The sequence below is a fragment of the Frateuria sp. Soil773 genome (assembly GCF_001428405.1).
Classification (GTDB): domain Bacteria; phylum Pseudomonadota; class Gammaproteobacteria; order Xanthomonadales; family Rhodanobacteraceae; genus LMSL01.
Genome location: NZ_LMSL01000039.1, coordinates 339,624 through 360,813 on the forward strand (window position 1 = coordinate 339,624; position 21,190 = coordinate 360,813).

Sequence of the window (21,190 nt, forward strand, 5' to 3'; positions counted from 1 at the left end):
GACGGATGACGGATGACGGATGACGGAAAACGGGTGACGTCACCGCTCCTCCCGACGGATGCGAGGCTGCCGACTCGACCAGGCAGGCCTTCTGACCGCCACCTCCCGATAGGCGCCACCAGCCCGCTATGGGACCATGGCGCCTGTCGTCATCCGTCTCGGCTCCATGCAACCGACCGCAGCATCTCCCCATCCGTCCCGGCCGGCATCCACCTCCCAGGGCGTCCTGCTCGGCTTCCTGGCTTTCGCCGCCTACGCGCTCAGCGATGCGTTCGTGAAGCGGCTGGAGGGTTCGCTGCCCGCCTACGAGGCGGTGTTCTTCGGCGCCCTGCTGGGACTGACGGCGCTGCCCTTCATCAAGCGCCGGGACGATCGCTGGCGCGAGGTGCTGGTGGCGAGGCGCCAGGGCCTGTGGCTGGTGCGCGCGGCGGCCGGCGCGGTCGGCAACACGGCGGCCGTGATCGCCTTTACCGCCCTGCCGATGGCCGAGGCCTTCGCGTTGATCTTCCTGCTGCCGGTGTTCGTGACCCTGCTGTCGGTGCTGGTGCTGCGCGAGCACGTGGGCTGGCGGCGCTGGGCCGCAGTGGTGGCCGGGTTCGCCGGGGTGCTGGTGGTGCTGCGACCGGGTTTCCGCGTGCTGGGCGCGGGCCATCTGGCCGCGATCGTCTGCGGACTGGCCGGCGCGGTCTCGATGATCGCGCTGCGCCAGGCCGGCCCGCACGAAAAGCGCGTCACCCTGTACGGCGCCGGCGTGGTCGGCCCGATGCTGCTGGCCGGCCTGCTGATGCTGCCGGATTTCCGCTGGCCCGATCCCGGCCAGGCGGGCCTGCTGCTCGGCTACGGCCTGCTGGCGGCGCTGGCCGCCGTGCTGCTCATGCTCGCCACGCAGAAGGCGCCGGCCAACCGCGTCGCGCCCACCCAGTACAGCCAGATGGTGTGGGCGGTGCTGCTGGGCTACGCGCTGTTCCACGACCGGCTGGACTGGCCGATGGCGCTGGGCATCGCGATCATCCTCGGCGCCGGCCTGTTCACCTTCGTGCGCGAGGAGAAGGTCACCGGCTGGTGGCGGCGCACGCGCATCGTCTGAGCGCCCCGCCGAGACCGCGCGACGGGCGCTAGGAGCCGGCCGCGGCCAGTGCATGCAGGCGCGCCGCGCAGCGGGCCAGTTCGGTGCGCAACAGGTCCGGCGCGCGGATCTCGAAATCGAAGCGCAGGCCGGCCAGTTGACGCGCGAACCAGCCCAGGTCGTCGGCGCTGCTGCGCAACAGCACGCCCCCGTCCACCGGTTCGAGCAGGCCGAAGACGAGCGGGAAGGCTTCGCGCGCGCTGCGCAGGTCCGTGCGCAGCCGCACCTCGATCGCATGGGCGCGCGGCACGGCGGCAATGCTGCGCAGCAGATGGTCCAGCGCATCGAAGCCGGCCGGCCGCCGGAACGGCAGGCCGAGCGCAACCACCTCGCCGACCCGGTCGAGCCGGAACGAGCGCAGGTCGCCGCGCAGGTGGCACCAGCCGACGGCGTACCAGCCGCCCGCCCAGTAGGCCAGCCCATAGGGATCGAACGACCGCTCGCTGGGCGCACCCTGGGACGAGACGTAGTCCATGCGCACGCGCTGCTGCGCCTGCGCCGCCGCGGTCAGCGCGATCAGGGCGGCATTGCTGCCCGGGGTGTTCGGTGCGTGGCGCAGGTCCACCTTCACCGTGCCGGCGATCGCGCGCACGTGGCGCTTGAGCCCGTCCGGCATCACGCGGGCCAGCTTGGCCTGCGCGCTCTCCACCGCCGGGGCGGCCTCGGCCAGGCCCAGGCCGCGGGCCGCCACCATGCCCACCGACAGCGCCACCGCCTCGTCGTTGGTGAACATCATCGGCGGCAGCCGGAAGCCGGCCACCAGCATGTAGGCACCGTGGCGCCCGCGCTCGGTAGTGAGCGGGATGCCCAGGTCCTCCAGCATCACGATGTAGCGGCGCAGCGTGCGCACGTCGACGCCGACCCGCCGCGCCAGTTCCGGGCCGCTCATCCGCCCGTGGCTCTGCAGCAGGTCCAGTACCGCCAGCACGCGCGTGGTGGGCAAGGCCATGGCGGCGATGGTAGCCGCAAATCAGGGCGGGAACTGTCCTGTTTGGCCTGTAGCCTGATTCCACGCCTGCAGCCGGCAGGCGCCGGGGAACCCGAGATGAAACATTTCGAACGAGGCCTGTGCGCCATCGCGATCCTGTTCGCCGCCGGCCTGGCGGCCGCCTGGACGCAGGCGCCCTCTGCCCATGGAGGCACCGACATGCAGACCGTGCAGCACCTGCGGGACTACCGGGTGATCGAGTTCCGCCGCTACGTCACCAAGGACGGCGAGCGGGCGCGCTTCGTCAAATACTTCGACACGTACTTCCCCGAGGCCTTCGAGCAACTGGGCGCGATGGTGTTCGGGCAATTCACCGAGCGCGGCAACCCGAACCGCTTCACCTGGCTGCGCGGCTTCAAGGACCTCGACGCGCGCCCGGTCGTCAATGCGGCCTTCTACTACGGGCCGCTGTGGAAGGAGCACCGGCTCAAGGTGAACGCGATCCTGCCGGACAGCGACAACGTGATGCTGATGCGCCCGCTGCATCCGGACCAGGGCGTCACGGTGCTGCCCGCGGTGGACCCGGTGGCCGAGCCGTCCGGCGCGCAGGGCATCGTGGTCGCGCAGATCTTCGCGGTGAGGAAAGGCAGCGAGGAGGCGTTCGCACGGCAGGCGGAGGCGGCTTTCGCCCGCTACCGCATCGACGGCGTGCACCCGGCGGGCGTGCTGGTCACGCTGGACGTGCCGAACAATTTCCCGCAGTTGCCGATCCGCACCGACGGCCCGTTCCTGGTCTGGCTCGGCGTGGTCAGGGACGAGGCGACGCTGGCCACCCGGCTTGACCCGCTCCTGCAGGCCGCCGAGCAGGCGCTGGCCGGCGGCGGCCTGCTGCGCGGCGCACCGGAACGGGTGGTGATGGACCCGACCGCGCGCTCGCGCCTGCGCTGGCTGTCGCCATGACCCACGCCGCCCACCTGTGGCTGTTCTTCGCCCTGGCCTTCGGCATCATCGTGCTGCCCGGCCTCGACATGGCCTTCGTGCTCGGCAGCACGCTCACCGGCGGCCGCAGCAAGGGGTTCGCCGCGCTGGCCGGCATCATCGCCGGCGGCATCTGCCACGTGGCGATGACGGCGCTGGGCATCAGCATGCTGCTGAAGCTGGTTCCCGGCGCGTTCAATGCCCTGCTGCTGGCCGGCGCCCTGTACATCGCCTGGATCGGCCTCTCGCTGCTGCGCAGCGATGCCGCGTTCGGCCTGCCGCCCGGAAACGATCCGGGCCCGGCCCGCATCGCGTTCCGCCAGGGCATGTTCACCAGCCTGCTCAACCCGAAGGCCTACCTGTTCATGCTGGCGATCTTTCCGCAGTTCCTGCGCCCGGAATACGGCCCGACCTGGCTCCAGGCGCTGGTGCTGTGGACGATCATCGCGCTCAACCAGCTTTGCGTGTACGGCGGCGTGGCCCTGATGGCCGACCGCGCCCGCGCGTGGCTGCAGAACAAGCCGGCCGCGGCGATGGTGGCGACGCGCTGCGTGGGCGTCGTGCTGATGGCCGCCGCCATGATCACCGGATTCGAGGGCTGGCGGGGCCGGTGACGACCCCGCCCCGCCTCACCGGATCATGTGCCGGCCGGGCCGCGCCGGTCGCGCACCAGCATGCACAGGCCGCCGTAGATCACGAACAGCGGCCACCACCGCGCCCATGAGAGCTGCAGGATGAACATCAGGGCGACGATGACAATCGCCGCAGCGGCCAGCAGGGAATGCAGCACCGCGGCGTCGATTCCGCCCACGCGGCGATAGCGCCGCACGGCAGTCGATACCGGAGCGGCTGCGCCGATCAGGATGAAGTACGCCCACCAGTTCTCCAGGTGCAGGAAAGGCAGCCGTATGTCGAAGTTGTTCAACAGGAACAGCAGGCCGATGGCAATCACCACCAGCGCCGGGATCACGTTGTACCCATGCAGGCGTGCCTGCCTTTCGTCGCGAGAGCCCATGTCCGTCCCTCCATTGAAAGCACGGGGCCACGATAGGCCGCGGCCAGCCGCCGTTCCAGTGACAACCGTCATCCCGAAAAGCAGCAGTTCCCAAGGGCCCTCAAGGTCTACGGATGCCCCGCGTCGTCCTGCATCCGGGTGAATTCCGGGATTGGACCTGTTCGCGCACCGGCCAGCGTCGTCGTTCGTGGACGGACGTTCCTTCCTTCGCTTTCCTGCCCCGCGCGCAGACGGCTTCCAGCGCCGGGTATCCAGAGGCCCTGGGCAGGTTCCCGGAGCTGTTCACAATCTCCAGGCACCCCCGCACGTCCTTCCAGCGGGTTTCAACGGCCGCAGGGCCGGCGAAGGCTGGCCCCGCAGGGGCGAGCGCAGCGAGTCATCCAGCGCCCTCGGGCCCTGGAGCATCGAGCCGCTGGATGACCGGCCCTTCGGCTGTTGAAAAGCGCTTCCTGCTTTCGCAGGAATGACGAGGCAACGGTCGAATGACGAGGAGGCGGCTGGAACGACGGATGGATCGCGGACAGGTCCTCAGCGGTTGCTCACGCCATGCGGCACGTGGCCGGTCGCCACGTGCCTGCGCGCGGATTCCACGTTGGCCGGCGAATCGTCGAAGAAGATGTCGGCGCCGAAGGCGTCGAGGAACGGCCCCTTGTCGCGCCCGCCGAGGAACAGCGCCTCGTCGATGCGCACGCCCCAGCGGCGCAGGGTGAGGATCACGCGCTTGTGCGCGGGCGCCGAGCGCGCGGTGACCAGGGCGGTGCGGATCGGCGAATCCTCGGCCGGGAACGCCGTCTGCAGGCGGTGCAAGGCGGTGAGGAAACCGCGGAACGGACCCACCGACAGCGGCTCGGCCGCGCGCTCGGTCTCGCTGCGGTGGAACGCCTCCAGCCCTTCCTCGCGCGATACCCGCTCGCCCTCGTCGCCGAAGATCACCGCGTCGCCGTCGAAGGCGATGCGCAGTTGCTCGGTGGCGCGCGGCGGCGCGACGGACGGCAGGATCGTCGCCGCTGCGACGCCGGCGGCGAGCGCGCGGCCGACGTCCTCGGCGTTGGCGGAGAGGAACAGGTCGGCCTTGAACGGCGCGATGTAGTCGGAAGTGGGCGCGCCGCTGGTGAAGGCGGCGCGGCTGATCTCCAGCCCGTAGTGCTGGATCGCGTTGAAGATGCGTAGGCCGGTGTCGCCGGAATTGCGCGACAGCAGGATCACTTCCACCGGCGGCACGTCGCCGGCGAGCCGGTTGAGGCCCAGCAGCTTCTGCACCAGCGGAAACGCCACGCCGGGCTCCAGGATCTCGTTCTCGTGGTCGATCTGGAACGCCCGGTAGGCATCCAGCCCGTCGCGCTCGAACAGCGCGTGGCTGTCGCCGAGGTCGAACAGGGCACGCGAGGAAATCGCCACGACGAGGCGGTTGTCGGTGGGCGAGGAAGGGTCGTGGGCGCTGGGCGGGTTCATGGGTGAAATCTAGCGTATTGGAGCGAGGAGCGAAGAGCGAGGAGTGAGTGGAGAGGAGTGAGAAGTGAGAAGTGAGAGAAGGCAGACCCCTGCTTTTCTCTCACTTCTCTTCTCTCACTCCTAAAATTATTCCGCCGCGAACTGCTCGTCGAGGATGCGCTGCTCCAGGTTGTGCTCCGGATCGAACAGCAGCCGTACGCCCTGCCCCTCGGCCTGGCGCACCTCCACGGCATGCACGTCGCGCACCTCGTGGAAATCGGCGGTGGCGCTGACCGGGCGCTTGCCCGGGTCGAGCACGCGCAACGCCACCTGGGTACGGTGCGGCAGGATCGCGCCGCGCCAGCGCCGCGGCCGGAACGGGCTGATCGGGGTCAGCGCCAGCACGTTCGCGTCCAGCGGCAGGATCGGCCCGTGCGCCGACAGGTTGTAGGCGGTGGAACCGGCCGGGGTGGCGACCATGATGCCGTCGCAGACCAGGGTGGACAGCTTCACCGTGTCGTTGAGCTTCACTTCCAGGTGCGCCGCCTGGTTGCTCTGGCGCAGCAGCGACACCTCGTTGAAGGCCAGCGCGAGCCGCTCGTTGCCCTGCGCGTCGACGGTGCGCATCTCCAGCGGGTACAGCGAGGCCACGTGCGCGCGCTCGATGCGCCCGGGCAGGTCGTCGAGCCGGTGCTTGTTCATCAGGAAGCCGACGCGGCCCAGCTTCATGCCGTACACCGGCAGGTCCAGCGCGCGGTGCGCGTGCAGCGTGCGCAGCATGAAGCCGTCGCCGCCCAGGGCCACGATCGCCTCGGCCTCGACCGCCGGCACGTCGCCGTAGCGTTCCACGAGCTTGCGCCGCGCCTGCTGGGCGACGGAGGTTTCACTGGCGACGAAGGCGAAACGCATCGAAGGCCCTGGCTGGGGGAGATGCCGCAAGAGTACGACAGACCCGCCGCTTCGCCCTACTGCATCCCCGGCGCGAATCCGCCCTTGTTCGCCAGCAGGAACCCGGGACCCTTTCCGCTCCCTGCCGGAACGGCCCGGCGCCCTGCCGCGGGGCGGAAGCGGACCGCGGCCCTTCCCCGCATGCACGGGGAAGGGAGAACCGGGGCCGCGCCGCGGCGAAGCCCCGGAAAGACCTCAGACCGGCACTTGCGCCAGTTGCGCCAGGCGACGGACCGCGACCGAGGCGATCGGGTAGTCCGCGTTCTGGGTGAGGATCTCGGCCAGCATGCCGCGGGTGTACTTCAGCGCGGGGTCGTCGCGTTCGAGCCATGCCTGCACCGGCGAGACGTCCTTGCGGTCGCCGGCCAGCGTCAGCACCTGCAGGGCCAGCGCGCGATGCTGGTGGTTCAGCTCGTCCAGCAACGAACCGCGCGCCTGCGCATGCCAGTGGCCTTCCACCGGCAGCGCCTCGATCTGGTCGCGCAGCCATTCGAGGTCGAGCGCTTCGCCCAGCTCGTAGAACACGCTGGCCACCCGTTCGATCGGCTGCCCGCTCTGCTGGGCCACCTCGACCATGTCGAGCACCGCGCGCAGCTCCGGCATGCGGGCGAGCCGCACCGCCAGCTCGGCCGGCATGCCGAGGCCTTCCCACTTCTCCTGGCTGGAGCCGAAGTCGGCCTTGCCGGTCGGGGTCAGCGCGTCAGGCAGCGCCTGGCGCAGCGTGCTCACGCTGGCCTGGTAGCGCTCCACGTTGGCGGCGATGTCGAGCGTGCCGCCGGGGCGGTTGAGCAGCCAGCGCGTCAGGTGCCGCAGCAGCGACCAGATCTGCATGATCGCGTCGATCTGGGTGTCCTCCGCCACCTTGCTGTCCAGCGCCTCGATGCTCGCCCACAGCTCGCGCGCGTCGAGGATCTCGCGCGCCGCCGTGTAGGCCTTGGCGATCGCGGCCGGGCCCTGCCCGGTGTCCTCCTGCATGCGCATCATGAAGGTGGCGCCCATGCGGTTGATCGTGGAGTTGGTCACCGCGGTGGCGATGATCTCGCGCTTCAGCCGGTGGCGCTGCATGTGCTCGGCATACTTCTCGTGCAGCGGCTCGGGGAAGTAGCGCACCAGCTCCTTGGAGAGGTACGGGTCTTCCGGCACGTCCGAGTCGAGCAGTTGCTGGAACAGCTTGATCTTGTCGTACGACAGCAGCACGGCCAGCTCCGGCCGGGTCATGCCCTGGTGGCGCGCCTTGCGCTCGGTCAGCTCGGCCTCGCTCGGCAGGTTCTCCACCTGGCGGTCGAGCAGGCCCTCGCCTTCCAGGATGCGGATGAAGTGGGCCATCGAGCCGAGCCGCTTGACCGACTGGTGCTCCATCAGGGTGATGGCCTGGTTCTGCCGGTAGTTGTCCCACAGCACCAGCTGGCCGACCTCGTCGGTCATCGCCGCCAGTTGCGCGTTGCGCGCCTCCTCGCTCAGCTCGCCGCGCTGCACGGCGTCGTTGAGCAGGATCTTGATGTTCACCTCGTGGTCGGAGGTGTCCACGCCGGCGGAGTTGTCGATGAAGTCGGTGTTGAGCAGCACGCCGTGCTGGGCCGCCTCGATGCGTCCCTTCTGGGTCATGCCGAGGTTGCCGCCCTCGCCCACGACCTTGCAGCGCAGCTCGCTGCCGTTGATGCGCAGGCCGTTGTTGGCGCGGTCGCCGACGTCGGCATGGGTCTCGCTGCTGGACTTGACGTAGGTGCCGATGCCGCCGTTCCACAGCAGGTCGACCGGGGCGCGAAGGATCGCGCTGAGCAGTTCGGTCGGCGCCAGTTGCGCCACGTCGGGCTTCAGCCCGAGCGCCACGCGCACCTCGCTGGAGATCGGGATCGACTTGGCGCTGCGCGGCCAGACGCCGCCGCCGGCCGAGATCAGCGACTTGTCGTAGTCGTCCCAGCTCGAACGCGGCAGCTTGAACAGGCGCTCGCGCTCGGCGAACGAACCCGCCGCGTCCGGGTTCGGGTCGATGAACACGTGGCGGTGGTCGAACGCGGCCACCAGGCGGATGTGCTTCGACAGCAGCATGCCGTTGCCGAACACGTCGCCGGACATGTCGCCGACGCCGACGCAGGTGAAGTCCTCGCTCTGGCTGTCGCGGCCGAGCGCGCGGAAGTGGCGCTTGACCGACTCCCAGGCGCCGCGCGCGGTGATGCCCATGCCCTTGTGGTCGTAGCCGTTGGAACCGCCCGAGGCGAACGCGTCGCCCAGCCAGAAGCCGTGCTCGATCGAGATCGCGTTGGCGATGTCGGAGAACGTCGCGGTGCCCTTGTCGGCGGCGACGACCAGGTACGGGTCGTCCTGGTCGTGGCGCACCACGTCGTGCGGCGGCACCACCTTGCCGTCGACCAGGTTGTCGGTGATGTCGAGCAGGCCGGCGATGAACATGCGGTAGCAGGCGATGCCCTCGGCCAGCTGCGCGTCGCGGTCGCCGCCGACCGGCGGACGCTTCACGAAGAAGCCGCCCTTGGAGCCCACCGGCACGATCACGGTGTTCTTCACCATCTGCGCCTTGACCAGGCCCAGCACCTCGGTGCGGAAATCCTCGCGCCGGTCGGACCAGCGCAGGCCGCCGCGCGCCACCGCGCCGAAGCGCAGGTGGATGCCCTCGACCCGCGCCGCGGAGACGAAGATCTCGCGGTACGGCACCGGCTTGGGCAGCTCGGGCACCAGGTGCGAATCGAACTTGTAGCTGATGTACGGCCGGTACGCGCCGTCCCACTGCTGGAAGAAGCTGGTGCGCAGGGTGGCGCGGATCACGCCCTTGAAGCTGCGCAGGATGCGGTCCTCGTCGAGGCTGGAGACGTTCTCCAGCAGCACGCCGATCGCCTGCTCGAACTGCGCGATCTGCTCGCCGCGCGGCTTCGCCAGCGCGCTCACCAGGTCATCGATCAGCCCCGGCTGCGCCGTCTGCACGTGAGCGGGGATCAGGGTGCGCATCTCGGCGCCGAGCTGGGCGCCCGCCGCCTTCAGTTCGTCGGCGGACAGGCTTTCGCGGCGCGGGTCGAACTTCGCCAGGAACAGCTCCACCAGCAGGCCGGCGATCGCCGGGTAGCGGTTGAGCGCGTCCTCCATGTAGCTCTGCGAGAACGACACGCCCGCCTGCAGCAGGTACTTGCAGTAGCCGCGCAGCATGGCAACCTGGCGCCAGTTGAGCTTGGCGCCCAGCACCAGGCGGTTGAAGCCGTCGTTCTCGGCGTTGCCGCGCCAGATCTGCTCGAACGCGTCCTCGAACAGCGAGCCGACCTGCTCCACCGTGAAGGCGAGGTCGCCGACCGGCTGCACCTCGAAATCCTGGATGAACAGCGGCGTGCCGCCGGTGCGCACGTCGTAGACGTGCTCGGTGAGCACGCGCAGGCCCAGGTTCTCGAGCTGCGGCAGCACCTCGGACAGGGCGATGTCGCTGCCGCTGCGGTAGACCTTGAAGCGCAACTGGTCCGGCTGCTGCGGCGGATGGTAGAAGGACATCCGCACCGCATCGTCGCCCTGCAGCAGCGACAGCTGGTGCACGTCCTCGGCCGCCACTTCCGGCGTCACTTCCTCGACGTAGCCGGCCGGCAGGGACTTGGCGTAGCGGTTCGCCAGCACCACGCCGTCCTGGCTGCCGCGCGAGCGCACCAGCGCGTCGCGGACGTCGTCGTACCAGTTGCGCACGATGGTGGCCACGCCCTGCTCGAGCGCGGCGGCGTCGTAGCTGGGGCGGTCGCCGATCTTCGGCCGCACCACCACATGCAGGCGGGCCAGCGCGGCCTCGCCCATCAGCACCGCCGAGTCGACGTGCTCGCCGTGCAGCGCGTCGCGCAGCAGGTGCTCGATGCGCTCGCGCACCGTGGTGTTGAAGCGCTCGCGCGGCACGAACACCAGGCAGGTGTAGAAGCGGCCGTAGCGGTCGCCGCGCACGAACAGGCGCGTGCGGGCGCGCTGGCGCAGTTCGAGGATGCCGGTGCTGGTGGCGAACAGCTCTTCCTCGCTGCTCTGGAACAGCTCGTCGCGCGGCAGCGTTTCCAGGATGTGGCGCAGCGACTTGCCGGAGTACGAGTCGCGCTTCAGGCCCGAGCGGCACATCACCGCCTCGACCTTCTGGCGCACCAGCGGCACGTCCTGCGGGCGCGCCATGTAGGCATTGGAGGAGAACAGGCCCAGGAATCGCTGCTCGGCCACCGGCTTGCCGGCGGCGTCGAACTTCAGCACGCCGATGTAATCCATGTAGCCCGGGCGGTGCACGTGCGAGCGCGCATTCGTCTTGGTCAGGATGATCGCGTCGGTAGAGCCGGACTGCGGCAGCTCGCTGGCCACCAGCGTGCGCAGCGAACGCGGTGCCACCGAACGCTCGCTCTTGTGCAGGATGCCCAGGCCGGAGCCCTCCAGCGAGCGCAGCACCTGCTCGCCGTCGGCCCCGGTCACCTCGTATTCGCGGTAGCCCAGGAAGGTGAAGTTTTCGTCGGCCACCCAGCGCAGGAACTCGCCGGCCTCCTGCACCGCCTTCGCGTCCAGCGGCAGCTTGCGGTGCGGCAGGTCGTCTGCCACCGCCAGCATCTTGTCGCGCATGGGGGACCAGTCGCGCACCGCGGCGCGCACGTCCTCCAGCGCGGCCTCGACCTGGGCGCGCAGTTGCTCCTGCTCCGCCTCGCTCGCCAGCCGGTCCACCTCGAAGTGCATCACCGATTCGGGCAGGCCGGCCTCGTCGCCCAGGCGCTGCAGGCGCCCGGCGGCGTCGCGCACCGCCTTGACCACCGGGTGGATCACCGCATGGATCTGCAGGTTCGCCGTGGCGACCATGGTGACGGTGTCGACCAGGAACGGCATGTCGTCGGTGACGACCTCGATCAGGCTGCGCCCGGCATGCCCGGACGGCGGGTTGATCACGCGCACCGAGGCGTGCCCCGGCTCGCGCTGCTGCATGAAGTCGAGCAGGCCGGCGACCAGCGCCGCCCACTCGGCCGGGGTATGCAGATCCAGGTCGCTGTGCGCGATACGCGCGAAGAAGGCGTCGATAAAAAATTGCGCCTCATCAAGGCGCTTGGTCGGAAAGCCGGATTTCTTCAGTTCATCGAAAACGACAGCGGGAAGCGGGCTGTCGTCGGTCGCGCGGATCGCATTCATGGCATCTACTGGTCAGTGGAAACGGAGTGAGACTCAGAGCGCCGGAAGGATACGCCCCGCGTTACGGCGATTCCACCGCCGCGGCAGTTTGCCTGCCCGCCGCGACGCCCGCGGCCAGCGCGCAAGTGCTCGGTCGCGAGCCCGGCGGGCGGGCGGGAACGACGCCCCATCCGGCCGCGCCGTCACCAGCGCGCCTCGCCTACCGGATACGTGCACCAAAGACGCGGGGGCACGGCATAATCGGCCCGCCTGGCCATCGCGGCGGCCGGCAAACCGCCGCAGCAGGCGTTGCAGGGCTGGACCCGGGCGCCGGGCAAAATGTAAACTGCCCAGTATAGTCAGGCTCGAAACCCCCGCCCTGCACCAAGCCGCCGATACCGTTCCGCCGTCGATCCTCCCGGACCAACGGCACTAGGCGCGGGATCGGGCGGCCCACGATCATGGCGAGCTTGGCCGCCGGCCGGTGCCGGCGTCCCCCGTTTCCCAATCAAGCATGAATGGAGCACTCATGAAGCCCTCGACACTGCGCACCCCCGCACTGTGCCTTGGCCTGCTCGCCCTGGCCGCCTGCGGCAAAGGCAAGGAGCAGGGTCCACCGCAGATGCCGCCGCCGGAAGTCGGAGTACTGACCATGCAGCCGCAGAGCGCTCCGTTGACCAAGGACCTGGTCGGCCGGCTGTCGCCGTTCCGCAGCGCCGACGTGCGTGCGCGCGTGCCGGGCGTGCTGATCAAGCGGACCTACGCCGAGGGCACCGACGTCAAGCAGGGCCAGGTGCTGTTCCAGATCGACCCGGCCCCGCTCAAGGCCGCCCTCGACGCCAGCCAGGGCGCCCTGGCGCAGGCCGAGGCTACCTACACCAACAACAAGGTGGCGGCCAAGCGCGCGCGAGAGCTGGCGCCCAAGGGCTACATCTCCAAGTCCGACCTGGACAACGCCGAGGCCGCCGAGCGCACCGCCGCCGCCGCTGTGCAGGCCGCGCGCGCCAACGTGCAGACCGCCCGGATCAACCTGGGCTACGCCAACGTCGCCTCGCCGATCGACGGCCGCGCCGGCCAGCAGCAGGTCACCGAGGGCGCCCTGGTGGGCCAGGGCGAAGCGACCCTGCTGACCACGGTGGACCAGATCGACCCGCTGTACGTCAACTTCACCCTGAGCGTGGACGAGCTGGGCCAGATGCGCGCGGCGCAGAGCACCGGCAACGTCACCCTCTCCGATCCGGACAAGGCCAGCGTGCAGATCACCCTGCCCGACGGCCGCCCGTATGCGGAAACCGGCACGCTGGACTTCTCCGACACCTCGGTGAACCCGGCCACCGGCGCGGTGAACCTGCGCGCCCAGGTGCCCAACCCGAAGCGCACCCTGCTGCCGGGCATGTACGTCACCCTGAAGGCGAACCTGGGCGAGCAGAACAAGGTGTTCCTGGTGCCCCAGGCCGCGGTGCAGCGCGACCCCGCCGGCCCCTACGTGATGACCGTCGGCTCCGACGGCAAGGTGGCGCGCAGCAACATCGCCACCACCGGGACCCACGGCGGCGACTGGATCGTCAACGACGGCGTCAAGGCCGGCGACAAGGTGATCGTGTCGGGCCTGCAGATGGTGAAGGAAGGCGCGCCTGCCAAGGCCACGCCGTGGCAGCCGGCACCCGCCGGTGCCGCCTCCACCAAGACTCCGGCTCCGGCCGGCGGCAAGTAACGGAGCCCCGATCATGCCGAGTTTCTTCATCGACCGCCCGATCTTCGCCTGGGTGGTGGCGATCCTGATCTCGCTGGGCGGCGTCCTGGCGATCCTCAACCTGGGCGTGGAGTCGTATCCCACGATCGCCCCCCCCTCGGTGACGGTATCGGCCACCTACCCCGGCGCCAGCGCGGAGACCACCGAGAAGACCGTTACCCAGGTGATCGAGCAGCAGCTCACCGGCATCGACCACCTGCTGTACTTCAACTCCTCCTCGTCGGCCAACGGCCGCGCCCAGATCACGCTGACCTTCGAGACCGGCACCGATCCGGACATCGCCCAGGTGCAGGTGCAGAACAAGGTGGCGCTGGCCACCCCGCGCCTGCCCTCGGAAGTGACCCAGCAGGGCGTGGTGGTGGCCAAGGCCAACGCCGGCTTCCTGATGGTGGTGGCGCTGAAGTCGGACAACCCGAGCATCGACCGCGACCGCCTCAACGACATTGTCGGCTCGCAGGTGCTCGACCAGATCTCGCGCGTGCCCGGCGTGGGCAGCACCCAGCAGTTCGGTTCCGAATACGCCATGCGCATCTGGCTGGACCCGGACAAGCTGCAGGGCTACGGCCTCTCGGCCACCCAGGTGCAGGCTGCGGTGAAGACGCAGAACGTGCAGTTCGCGGCCGGCTCGGTCGGCGCCGACCCGGCCATGCCGGGCCAGGGCTTCACCGCCGCCGTGTCGACCGAAGGGCGCTTCACCACGCCCGAGCAGTTCGCCGGAATCATCCTGCGCGCCAACCCGGACGGCACCACGGTCAAGCTCGGCGACGTGGCGAAGATCACCTTCGGCCCCGGCAACTACGGCTTCGACACCACCTGGGACGGCAAGCCGATCGGCGCCTTCGCGATCCAGTTGCTGCCCGGCGCGAACGCGCTGGACGTGGCCACCGCGGTGCGCGGCAAGATGGACGAGCTGGCGCCCAGCTTCCCGCAGGGCGTGAGCTGGTTCAGCCCGTACGACAGCACCACCTTCGTGCGCATCTCCATCGACGAGGTGGTGCACACCCTGGTCGAGGCGATCGTGCTGGTGTTCCTGGTGATGCTGCTGTTCCTGCAGAACATCCGCGCCACCATCATCCCGACCCTGGTGATCCCGGTCGCCCTGCTCGGCACCTTCCTGGGCATGCTGCCGCTCGGCTTCACCATCAACCAGTTGACCCTGTTCGGCATGGTGCTGGCGATCGGCATCGTGGTGGACGATGCGATCGTGGTGATCGAAAACGTCGAACGCATCATGACCGAGGAAGGGCTCTCGCCGAAGGACGCCACGCGCAAGGCGATGGGCCAGATCACCGGCGCGGTGGTGGCGATCACCGTGGTGCTGGCGGCGGTGTTCATTCCGTCGGCGCTGCAGCCGGGCGCCTCGGGCGTCATCTACAAGCAGTTCGCGCTGACCATCGCGGTGTCGATGGGCTTCTCCGCGTTCCTCGCGCTGTCGTTCACGCCGGCGCTCTGCGCCAGCTTCCTGCAGCCGGAGCACCACAAGAAGAAGAACATCGTCTTCCGCAAGTTCAACCAGTTCTTCGACTGGGTCACCCACACCTACACCGGCCACATCGGCGGGGCGGTGCGGCATGCGCCGCGCTGGATGGTGGTGTTCGTGCTGATCGCGGTGCTCGGCGGCTTCCTGTTCACCCGCCTGCCCGGCAGCTTCCTCCCCGAGGAAGACCAGGGCTACGCGCTGGCCATCATCCAGCTCCCCCCGGGCGCCAGCAAGCAGCGCACGGCGGCGGTGATGAAGCAGATGCGCGACGTGCTCGGCAAGGACAAGGCGGTGGAAGGCGTGCTGCAGGTCACCGGCTTCAGCTTCATCGGCTCCAGCGAAAACGCCGGCATGGGCTTCATCAAGCTCACCGACTGGTCCAAGCGCGACGTCACCGCCGCCGAGTTCATCCAGCGTGCCAACGGCGCGATGCAGCAGATCCGCGATGCGCGCATCTTCGTCGCCAACATCCCGACGGTGCAGGGCCTGGGCCAGTTCGGCGGCTTCGACATGTACTTGCAGGATCGCAGCGGCGCAGGCCGCGACGCGCTCACCCAGGCGCGCAACACCCTGCTCGGCAAGGCGGCCCAGAACCCGGTGCTGACCGGCGTGCGTCCGAACACGCTGGAGGATTCGCCGCAGTTGCGCCTGGACGTGGACCGCGTCCAGGCCCAGTCGATGGGCCTGTCGGTGGGCGACATCTACAACGCCATCGGCCTGATGCTGGCGCCCGTCTACGTCAACGACTTCACCTACGGCGGCCGCGTCAAGCGCGTGATCATGCAGGCGGACGCGCCCTACCGCATGGGGCCGGAGGCGCTGCAGCACATCTTCACGCCCAGCACGCAGACCACCGCCAACGGCACGCCGGCGATGATCCCGCTGTCCACTGTGGTGCGCTCCAAGTGGGAGGTCTCCTCGCCCGCGCTGACCCGCTACAACGGCTACTCGGCGGTGGAAATCGTCGGCTCGCCCACGCTGGGGCACGCCTCGGGCGAAGCCATGAGCGAGATGGAGAAGATCGTCACCAACGACCTGCCCAAGGGCTACGGTTTCGACTGGACCGGCCAGTCGTACCAGGAGATCCTGTCCGGCAACGCCGCCACGCTGCTGATGGTGCTGTCGATCGTGATCGTGTTCCTGGCGCTGGCCGCACTCTACGAGAGTTGGTCGATCCCGGTGTCGGTGCTGCTGGTGCTGCCGCTGGGCCTGCTCGGCACGGTGGTGTTCACCCTGCTGCGCGGCCTGCCCGACGACATCTACTTCAAGATCGGCATGATCACGGTGATCGGCCTGGCCGCGAAGAACGCGATCCTGATCGTGGAGTTCGCGGTGGAGCAGCAGTTGCACGGACAGACCCTGCGCGAGGCCACGATCACCGCGGCGCGGCTGCGGTTGCGCCCGATCCTGATGACCTCGCTGGCCTTCATCCTCGGCGTGTTCCCGCTGTTCGTCTCCACCGGCGCCGGCGCCAACGCCCGCCACGCCATCGGTACCGGCGTGATCGGCGGCATGCTGTTCGCCACCTTCCTCGGCGTGCTGCTGATCCCGGTGTTCTACGTGGTGGTGCGCCGCCTGCTGGGCGACAAGCTCGACGAGGCGTCGCACAAGCTGCCGCCGACGCACGACCATCCGGGCGACGATCCGCACGGCCGGCAGTCGTTCGACTCCGATCCGCAGCGCGGGCATTGAGGCAGGAGTAAGCGAAGAGGAGCGAAGGGCGAGAGAAAGCCGCCTCCTGTTCCTTCAACGCGAGTGGAAAGAAAGGCCCTGGCGCAAGCCGGGGCCTTTTTGTATCCGCGTCTTGCAGGCATGGAGGCGCGCGACTCCGACTGCTTCGTGGACATTGAAAGGCAGGAGTGAGTGGTGAGGAGTGAGAGAAAGCCTTTGTCCCGCGCCTTTGCCGCGGGTAGCAAGAAAGACCCGGGTGCAAGGTTGGGCCTTTTTGTATTTGCGCCTTGCGGACACAGGCGTTCGACTCCGGCCCCTCGCGGACATTGAAAAGGCGGGAGTGAGCGGGGAGGAGTGAGAGAAAGCCCTTCCCGCGCCTTCTGGCTGGCTGGACTGGCCCCGGGCTCGACCCTTCGTTGCCTGTCACAGCCAGTAGCCACTTCCACGAAGCCCGCACAAACAAAAAAGGCCCCGGTTCACACCGGGGCCTTTTGCCGTTCATTCCATGCTGGCGGGCAAGTAAGGAAATCGCGAGCTTTCTCTCGCTCCTTACTCCTCCCCACTCACTCCTCGCCTTGTCACCTCAACCCCGTCTCGTTGCGCGCGATCACGATGCGCTGGATCTCGCTGGTTCCCTCGTAGATCTCGGTGATCTTGGCGTCGCGGAAGTAGCGCTCCAGCGGCATCTCCTTGGAATAGCCCATGCCGCCGTGGATCTGCACGGCCTGGTGGCTGATCCACATCGCCGCTTCCGACGCGGTGAGCTTGGCCACCGCCGCCTCGGTGCCGAAGCGGCCGCCGTTCTTCTCGGCCTCGCCCTTGGTCCAGGCGGCGCGCAGGGTCAGCAGCGTGGCCGCGTCGAGCCGGCACTTCATGTCGGCGATCTTCGACTGGGTCATCTGGAAGCTGCCGATCGGCTGGCCGAACGCCTTGCGGTCGCGCGACCACTGCAGCGTCGCCTCGTACGCGGCGCGTGCGATGCCCACCGCCTGCGAGGCGATGCCGATGCGGCCGGCGTCGAGCACGCCCATCGCGATCGAGAAGCCCTTGCCCTCATCGCCCAGCAGGTTCTCCTTCGGGCAGACGTAGTCGGTGAACTCGATCTCGCAGGTGGCCGAAGCCCGGATGCCCAGCTTCGGCTCGGTCTTGCCGGCGTGGAAGCCCGGCAATTGGGTGTCGATGATGAAGGCCGACACGCCCTTGGCGCCGATGCCCGGCGTGGAGATCGCGAACAGCACGATGTAGCGCGCCACCGGGCCGGAGGTGATCCAGCTCTTCTTGCCGTTGATGACCCAGTCGCCGTTGGCGTTCTTGGTGGCCCGCGTATGCATGGCCGAGGCGTCGGAACCGGACTGCGGCTCGGTCAGCGCATAGGCGCCGATCGCCTCGCCTTGCGCGATGGCGCGCACGAACTTCTGCTTCTGCTCCTCGCTGCCGTGCTTGAGGATGCCGTTGCAGAACAGCGAATTGTTCACGCTCATCACGGTGGCGGTGGCCGCGTCGGCCGCGGCGATCTCGATCATAGCCAGCACGTAGGCGATCGGGTCCATGCCGGCGCCGCCGTACTGCTCGGGCACCTCGATGCCCATCAGGCCGAGCTGGCCCATCTCGCGGATGTTGTCCAGCGGGAACTCGCCCTTGGCGTCCAGCTCGGCAGCCACCGGCGCGATGCGCTTCTGCGCGAAATCGCGGGCGATCGACTGGATCGACAACTGGTCTTCGGTGAAACGGAAATCCATGGGCGGCTCCAAAGGGGGAGTAAAGCCCGCCATTTTAGCGCCAGCGCCGGGGCCGGCCATGTGCGGATGCAGCAGAAAGGCGAGGAGCGAGTGAAAAGGCCAAGAGTGAGTGGAGAGGAGTGAGAAGTGAGAGAAAGCCTGGGTACTCGCTGCTCTCCTCTCACTTCTCACTCCTCCCCTCTCTCTCCTCCCGCTCTTGACGTAACGCCAACCGGCGTCTAGCCTTGTTAATCTCTCTATCGCGATAGATGGATAACACATGGATCTGGCGACCGCCTCCAGCGTGTTGCGCCTGCTGGCGGACCCTACCCGCGTGCGCCTGCTCGCCCTGCTCGAACACGAGGAGCTTACCGTGGCCGAGCTGGCCGCCGTGCTGCGCCTGGCGCAGCCGCGCGTGTCCACCCACTTGGCCAAGCTCAAGGAAGCCGAGCTGGTGCGCGACCGCCGCGCCGGCGTCTCGGCGTATTACCGCGCCAACAACGAAGGCGACGCCCGCCAGCACGAGTTGCTGAAATCCCTGCGCGAGAGCATCGACGATGCGCTGCTGCGCGAGGATGCCGCGCGCCTGCCCGGCGTGCTCGCCCAGCGCGCCGACGAGGAAGGCTGGGCCGATACCGTGGCCGGCGACATGGAGCGGCACTATTCGCCCGGCCGCACCTGGGAAACGCTGGCGCGCGCGCTGCTGCAACTGCTGGAAACCGGCGACGTGCTCGACATCGCCTCCGGCGACGGCATCACCGCCGAGCTGCTCGCGCCGCACGCTCGCTCGATCGTCTGCGTCGATTCCAGCGAACGCGTGGTCGAGGCCGCCGCCAGACGGCTCAAGCCCTTCGGCAACGTCGAGGTGCGCCAGGGCGACATGCACGCGCTCGACCTCGGCGAGCGCCGCTTCGACCTGGTGCTGATGCTACACGCGCTGACCTACGCCGAGCCCCCGGCCAAGGCCGTGGCCGAGGCTTCGCACCTGCTGCGCAGCGGCGGCCGGCTGCTCGCCATCACCCTGGGCCGGCACGACCACCGGGCCGTGGTGCAACCGTTCGACCACCGCAACCTGGGCTTCTCCTTCAACGACCTGGGCGGCTTCGCGCGCGCCGCAGGCCTGGAGGAAATCAGTTGCACCCGCCTCAGCCGCGAACGCAAGGCGCCGCATTTCGAAGTCATCAGCCTGCTGGCGCGCAAGCCATGAACAGCCCCGCGCGCCCGGGCGATTTCGACTACCGCGCTCCCGCGCATGCGGAAGGACCCGCGCTGGCCGCGATGGCGCGGCAGTGCTTCGCGGAGACCTTCGGCCACCTCTACGACGACGCCGACCTCCAACCGTTCCTCGACGAAGCCTACGGACCGCAGGGACTGCCGGCGGAGATGGACGACCCGCAGACCGAATTCCGCATCGCCTGCCTCGACGGCGCGGTGATCGGCTACGCCAAGCTGTCGCCCTTGCGCGCCCCCGCGGAAAACCCGCGATCCGGCGCACTGGAGCTGCGCCAGCTCTACGTGCTGGCCCCATGGCAAGGCGCCGGTGTCGCCCCCGCGCTCATGGAATGGGCCCTGGCCCGCGCAAGGGCCCGCGGCGCGCCGGAGCTCTACCTCACCGTGTTCGACCACAACCACCGGGCGAAGCGCTTCTACGCCCGCTACGGCTTCGGCGAGTCGGGACGCTGCACGTTCCGCATGGGCGCGCGCATCGACGACGACCGGATCTGGCGCAAGCCGCTCGACACCTGTCCCCCTCCATCGCCCAGGATCCTTCCATGAGTACCCTGCCCTGGCTCCACCCCGACCGCGTCGCGCTGCTGGAAACGGCGCTGGAACGCCGCATCATGGTCCTCGACGGCGGCATGGGCACCATGCTGCAAGGCCACCGGCTGGACGAGGCCGGCTTCCGCGGCGAGCGCTTCGAGCACGGCCACGACGGCGCGCACGCTCACCGCCACGACGAACACGCCCATCCCGGCGGCTGCGACCTCAAGGGCAACAACGACCTGCTCACGCTGACCCAGCCGGCGATCATCCGCGGCGTGCACGAGGCCTACCTCGAAGCCGGCGCGGACCTGGTGGAAACCAATACCTTCAACTCCACCCGCATCAGCCAGGCCGACTACCGCCTGGAGCATCTCGCGCACGAACTGAACCTCGAAGGCGCGAAGCTGGCCCGCGCCGCCGCCGACGCCTGGACCGCGAAGACGCCGGACCGGCCGCGCTTCGTGATCGGCGTGCTCGGCCCCACCAGCCGCACCGCCTCGCTGTCGCCCGACGTCAACGACCCCGGCTTCCGCAACGTTACGTTCGAGGAACTGGCGGGCAACTACCGCGAATCCGCCGCCGGCCTGGTCGACGGCGGCGCCGACGCGGTCATGGTCGAGACCATCTTCGACACGCTGAACGCCAAGGCCGCGCTGTACGCGCTCTCCGAGCTGTTCCGCGAGCGCGGCGCGCGCGTGCCGGTGATGATCTCCGGCACCATCACCGACCGCTCCGGCCGCACCCTGTCCGGCCAGACCGCCGAAGCGTTCTGGTACTCCGTGCGCCACGCGCGGCCGCTGTCGGTCGGGCTCAACTGCGCGCTGGGCGCGGCCGACCTGCGCCCGCACATCCAGACCCTGGCCGGCATCGCCGAGTGCCACGTCAGCACCCATCCCAACGCGGGCCTGCCCAACGCCTTCGCCGAATACGACGAGACGCCCGAGCAGATGGCCAGCGTGATCGGCGGCTTCGCCCGCGACGGCCTGCTCAACCTCGTCGGCGGCTGCTGCGGCACCACGCCCGCGCACATCGCGGCGATCGCCGTGGCGGTGCGCGACTGTGCGCCGCGCCAGTTGCCCGGCCTCGCGCGGGAAGCCGCGTGAATCCGCTGCCACTCCAGCGAAAGCCGGGCGGGCACGAGGTGCGCGGAACGGCCACGCGCCTGTTTCGACGGGGCATGCGAAGCGGATAGGCCCATCGCGCACCGCCCCCGAAACAAGGATGGATTCCCGCCCCGCGCGGGAACGACGAACGAAGACAAGCAAGAAGCCGAAC

General features: G+C 69.2%; 14 protein-coding genes. 8 read left to right on the forward strand and 6 right to left on the reverse strand.

The genetic code is table 11. The annotated features are described in order from the left end of the window. The first annotated feature begins 166 nt into the window (after nt 1-166). Nucleotides 167-1,087, forward strand: coding sequence for a DMT family transporter (locus ASG87_RS13435; RefSeq protein ID WP_056005960.1), 921 nt, complete (start codon nt 167-169; stop codon nt 1,085-1,087). Nucleotides 1,088-1,115: 28 nt separating this feature from the next. Here the strand turns inward: ASG87_RS13435 and ASG87_RS13440 are convergent, their stop codons facing one another. Then, nucleotides 1,116-2,075, reverse strand: coding sequence for a YafY family protein (locus ASG87_RS13440; protein ID WP_056005963.1), 960 nt, complete (start codon nt 2,073-2,075; stop codon nt 1,116-1,118). A 96-nt stretch (nt 2,076-2,171) separates the two neighbouring features. Between ASG87_RS13440 and ASG87_RS13445 the strand changes: the two genes are divergently transcribed. Together ASG87_RS13445 and ASG87_RS13450 are read left to right on the forward strand one after the other, a co-directional pair. After that, complete coding sequence (locus ASG87_RS13445; protein WP_056005966.1) at nt 2,172-3,014, forward strand: NIPSNAP family protein; 843 nt, start codon at nt 2,172-2,174, stop codon at nt 3,012-3,014. Next, complete coding sequence (locus tag ASG87_RS13450) at nt 3,011-3,646, forward strand: LysE family translocator (RefSeq protein WP_056005969.1); 636 nt, start codon at nt 3,011-3,013, stop codon at nt 3,644-3,646. Before ASG87_RS13445 ends, ASG87_RS13450 begins: the two co-directional genes overlap by 4 nt. Nucleotides 3,647-3,669: 23 nt before the next feature. Here ASG87_RS13450 and ASG87_RS13455 read toward each other — a convergent pair whose 3' ends face one another. The 4 genes from ASG87_RS13455 to ASG87_RS13470 form a co-directional block, all read right to left on the reverse strand. Continuing rightward, a complete protein-coding gene (locus ASG87_RS13455; protein ID WP_056005972.1) occupies nt 3,670-4,047 on the reverse strand; it encodes a hypothetical protein in 378 nt (125 codons plus the stop codon). Nucleotides 4,048-4,575: 528 nt separating this feature from the next. Continuing rightward, the gene (locus ASG87_RS13460; RefSeq protein ID WP_056005975.1) at nt 4,576-5,499 is read right to left on the reverse strand and encodes a 5'-nucleotidase; all 924 of its coding nucleotides are present in this window, start codon (nt 5,497-5,499) and stop codon (nt 4,576-4,578) included. Nucleotides 5,500-5,625: 126 nt separating this feature from the next. Beyond that, nucleotides 5,626-6,387, reverse strand: a complete 762-nt coding sequence (locus ASG87_RS13465) for an NAD kinase (RefSeq protein ID WP_056005978.1) — start codon at nt 6,385-6,387, stop codon at nt 5,626-5,628. 234 nt (nt 6,388-6,621) lie between these two features. Continuing rightward, the gene (locus tag ASG87_RS13470; protein WP_056005981.1) at nt 6,622-11,550 is read right to left on the reverse strand and encodes an NAD-glutamate dehydrogenase domain-containing protein; all 4,929 of its coding nucleotides are present in this window, start codon (nt 11,548-11,550) and stop codon (nt 6,622-6,624) included. A 508-nt stretch (nt 11,551-12,058) separates the two neighbouring features. On the opposite strand from ASG87_RS13470, the gene ASG87_RS13475 reads away from it, so the two are divergent. Both ASG87_RS13475 and ASG87_RS13480 read left to right on the forward strand, forming a co-directional pair. Beyond that, nucleotides 12,059-13,243 (forward strand): efflux RND transporter periplasmic adaptor subunit, encoded by a 1,185-nt coding sequence (locus ASG87_RS13475; RefSeq protein WP_056005984.1) that lies wholly within the window; start codon nt 12,059-12,061, stop codon nt 13,241-13,243. A gap of 13 nt (nt 13,244-13,256) precedes the next feature. Beyond that, the gene (locus ASG87_RS13480) at nt 13,257-16,454 is read left to right on the forward strand and encodes a multidrug efflux RND transporter permease subunit (RefSeq protein ID WP_056005988.1); all 3,198 of its coding nucleotides are present in this window, start codon (nt 13,257-13,259) and stop codon (nt 16,452-16,454) included. Nucleotides 16,455-17,011: 557 nt separating this feature from the next. Here the strand turns inward: ASG87_RS13480 and ASG87_RS13485 are convergent. Further along, entirely contained in the window at nt 17,012-18,172 is a 1,161-nt protein-coding gene (locus ASG87_RS13485) for an acyl-CoA dehydrogenase family protein (RefSeq protein WP_056005991.1), read from the reverse strand. A 259-nt stretch (nt 18,173-18,431) separates the two neighbouring features. On the opposite strand from ASG87_RS13485, the gene ASG87_RS13490 reads away from it, so the two are divergent. From ASG87_RS13490 to ASG87_RS13500, 3 genes are read left to right on the forward strand one after another with little or no spacing between them, the layout of a single operon-like run. Next, complete coding sequence (locus tag ASG87_RS13490; protein WP_056005995.1) at nt 18,432-19,358, forward strand: metalloregulator ArsR/SmtB family transcription factor; 927 nt, start codon at nt 18,432-18,434, stop codon at nt 19,356-19,358. Then, on the forward strand, nt 19,355-19,927 hold the full coding sequence (locus ASG87_RS13495; protein ID WP_056005998.1) for a GNAT family N-acetyltransferase: 573 nt from the start codon (nt 19,355-19,357) through the stop codon (nt 19,925-19,927). The genes ASG87_RS13490 and ASG87_RS13495 overlap by 4 nt, the downstream gene beginning before the upstream one ends. Continuing rightward, nucleotides 19,924-21,018 carry a homocysteine S-methyltransferase family protein gene (locus ASG87_RS13500; protein ID WP_056006001.1) on the forward strand — a complete coding sequence of 365 codons (1,095 nt, stop codon included), beginning with the start codon at nt 19,924-19,926 and terminating at the stop codon, nt 21,016-21,018. The genes ASG87_RS13495 and ASG87_RS13500 overlap by 4 nt, the downstream gene beginning before the upstream one ends. Nucleotides 21,019-21,190 lie beyond the last annotated feature (172 nt).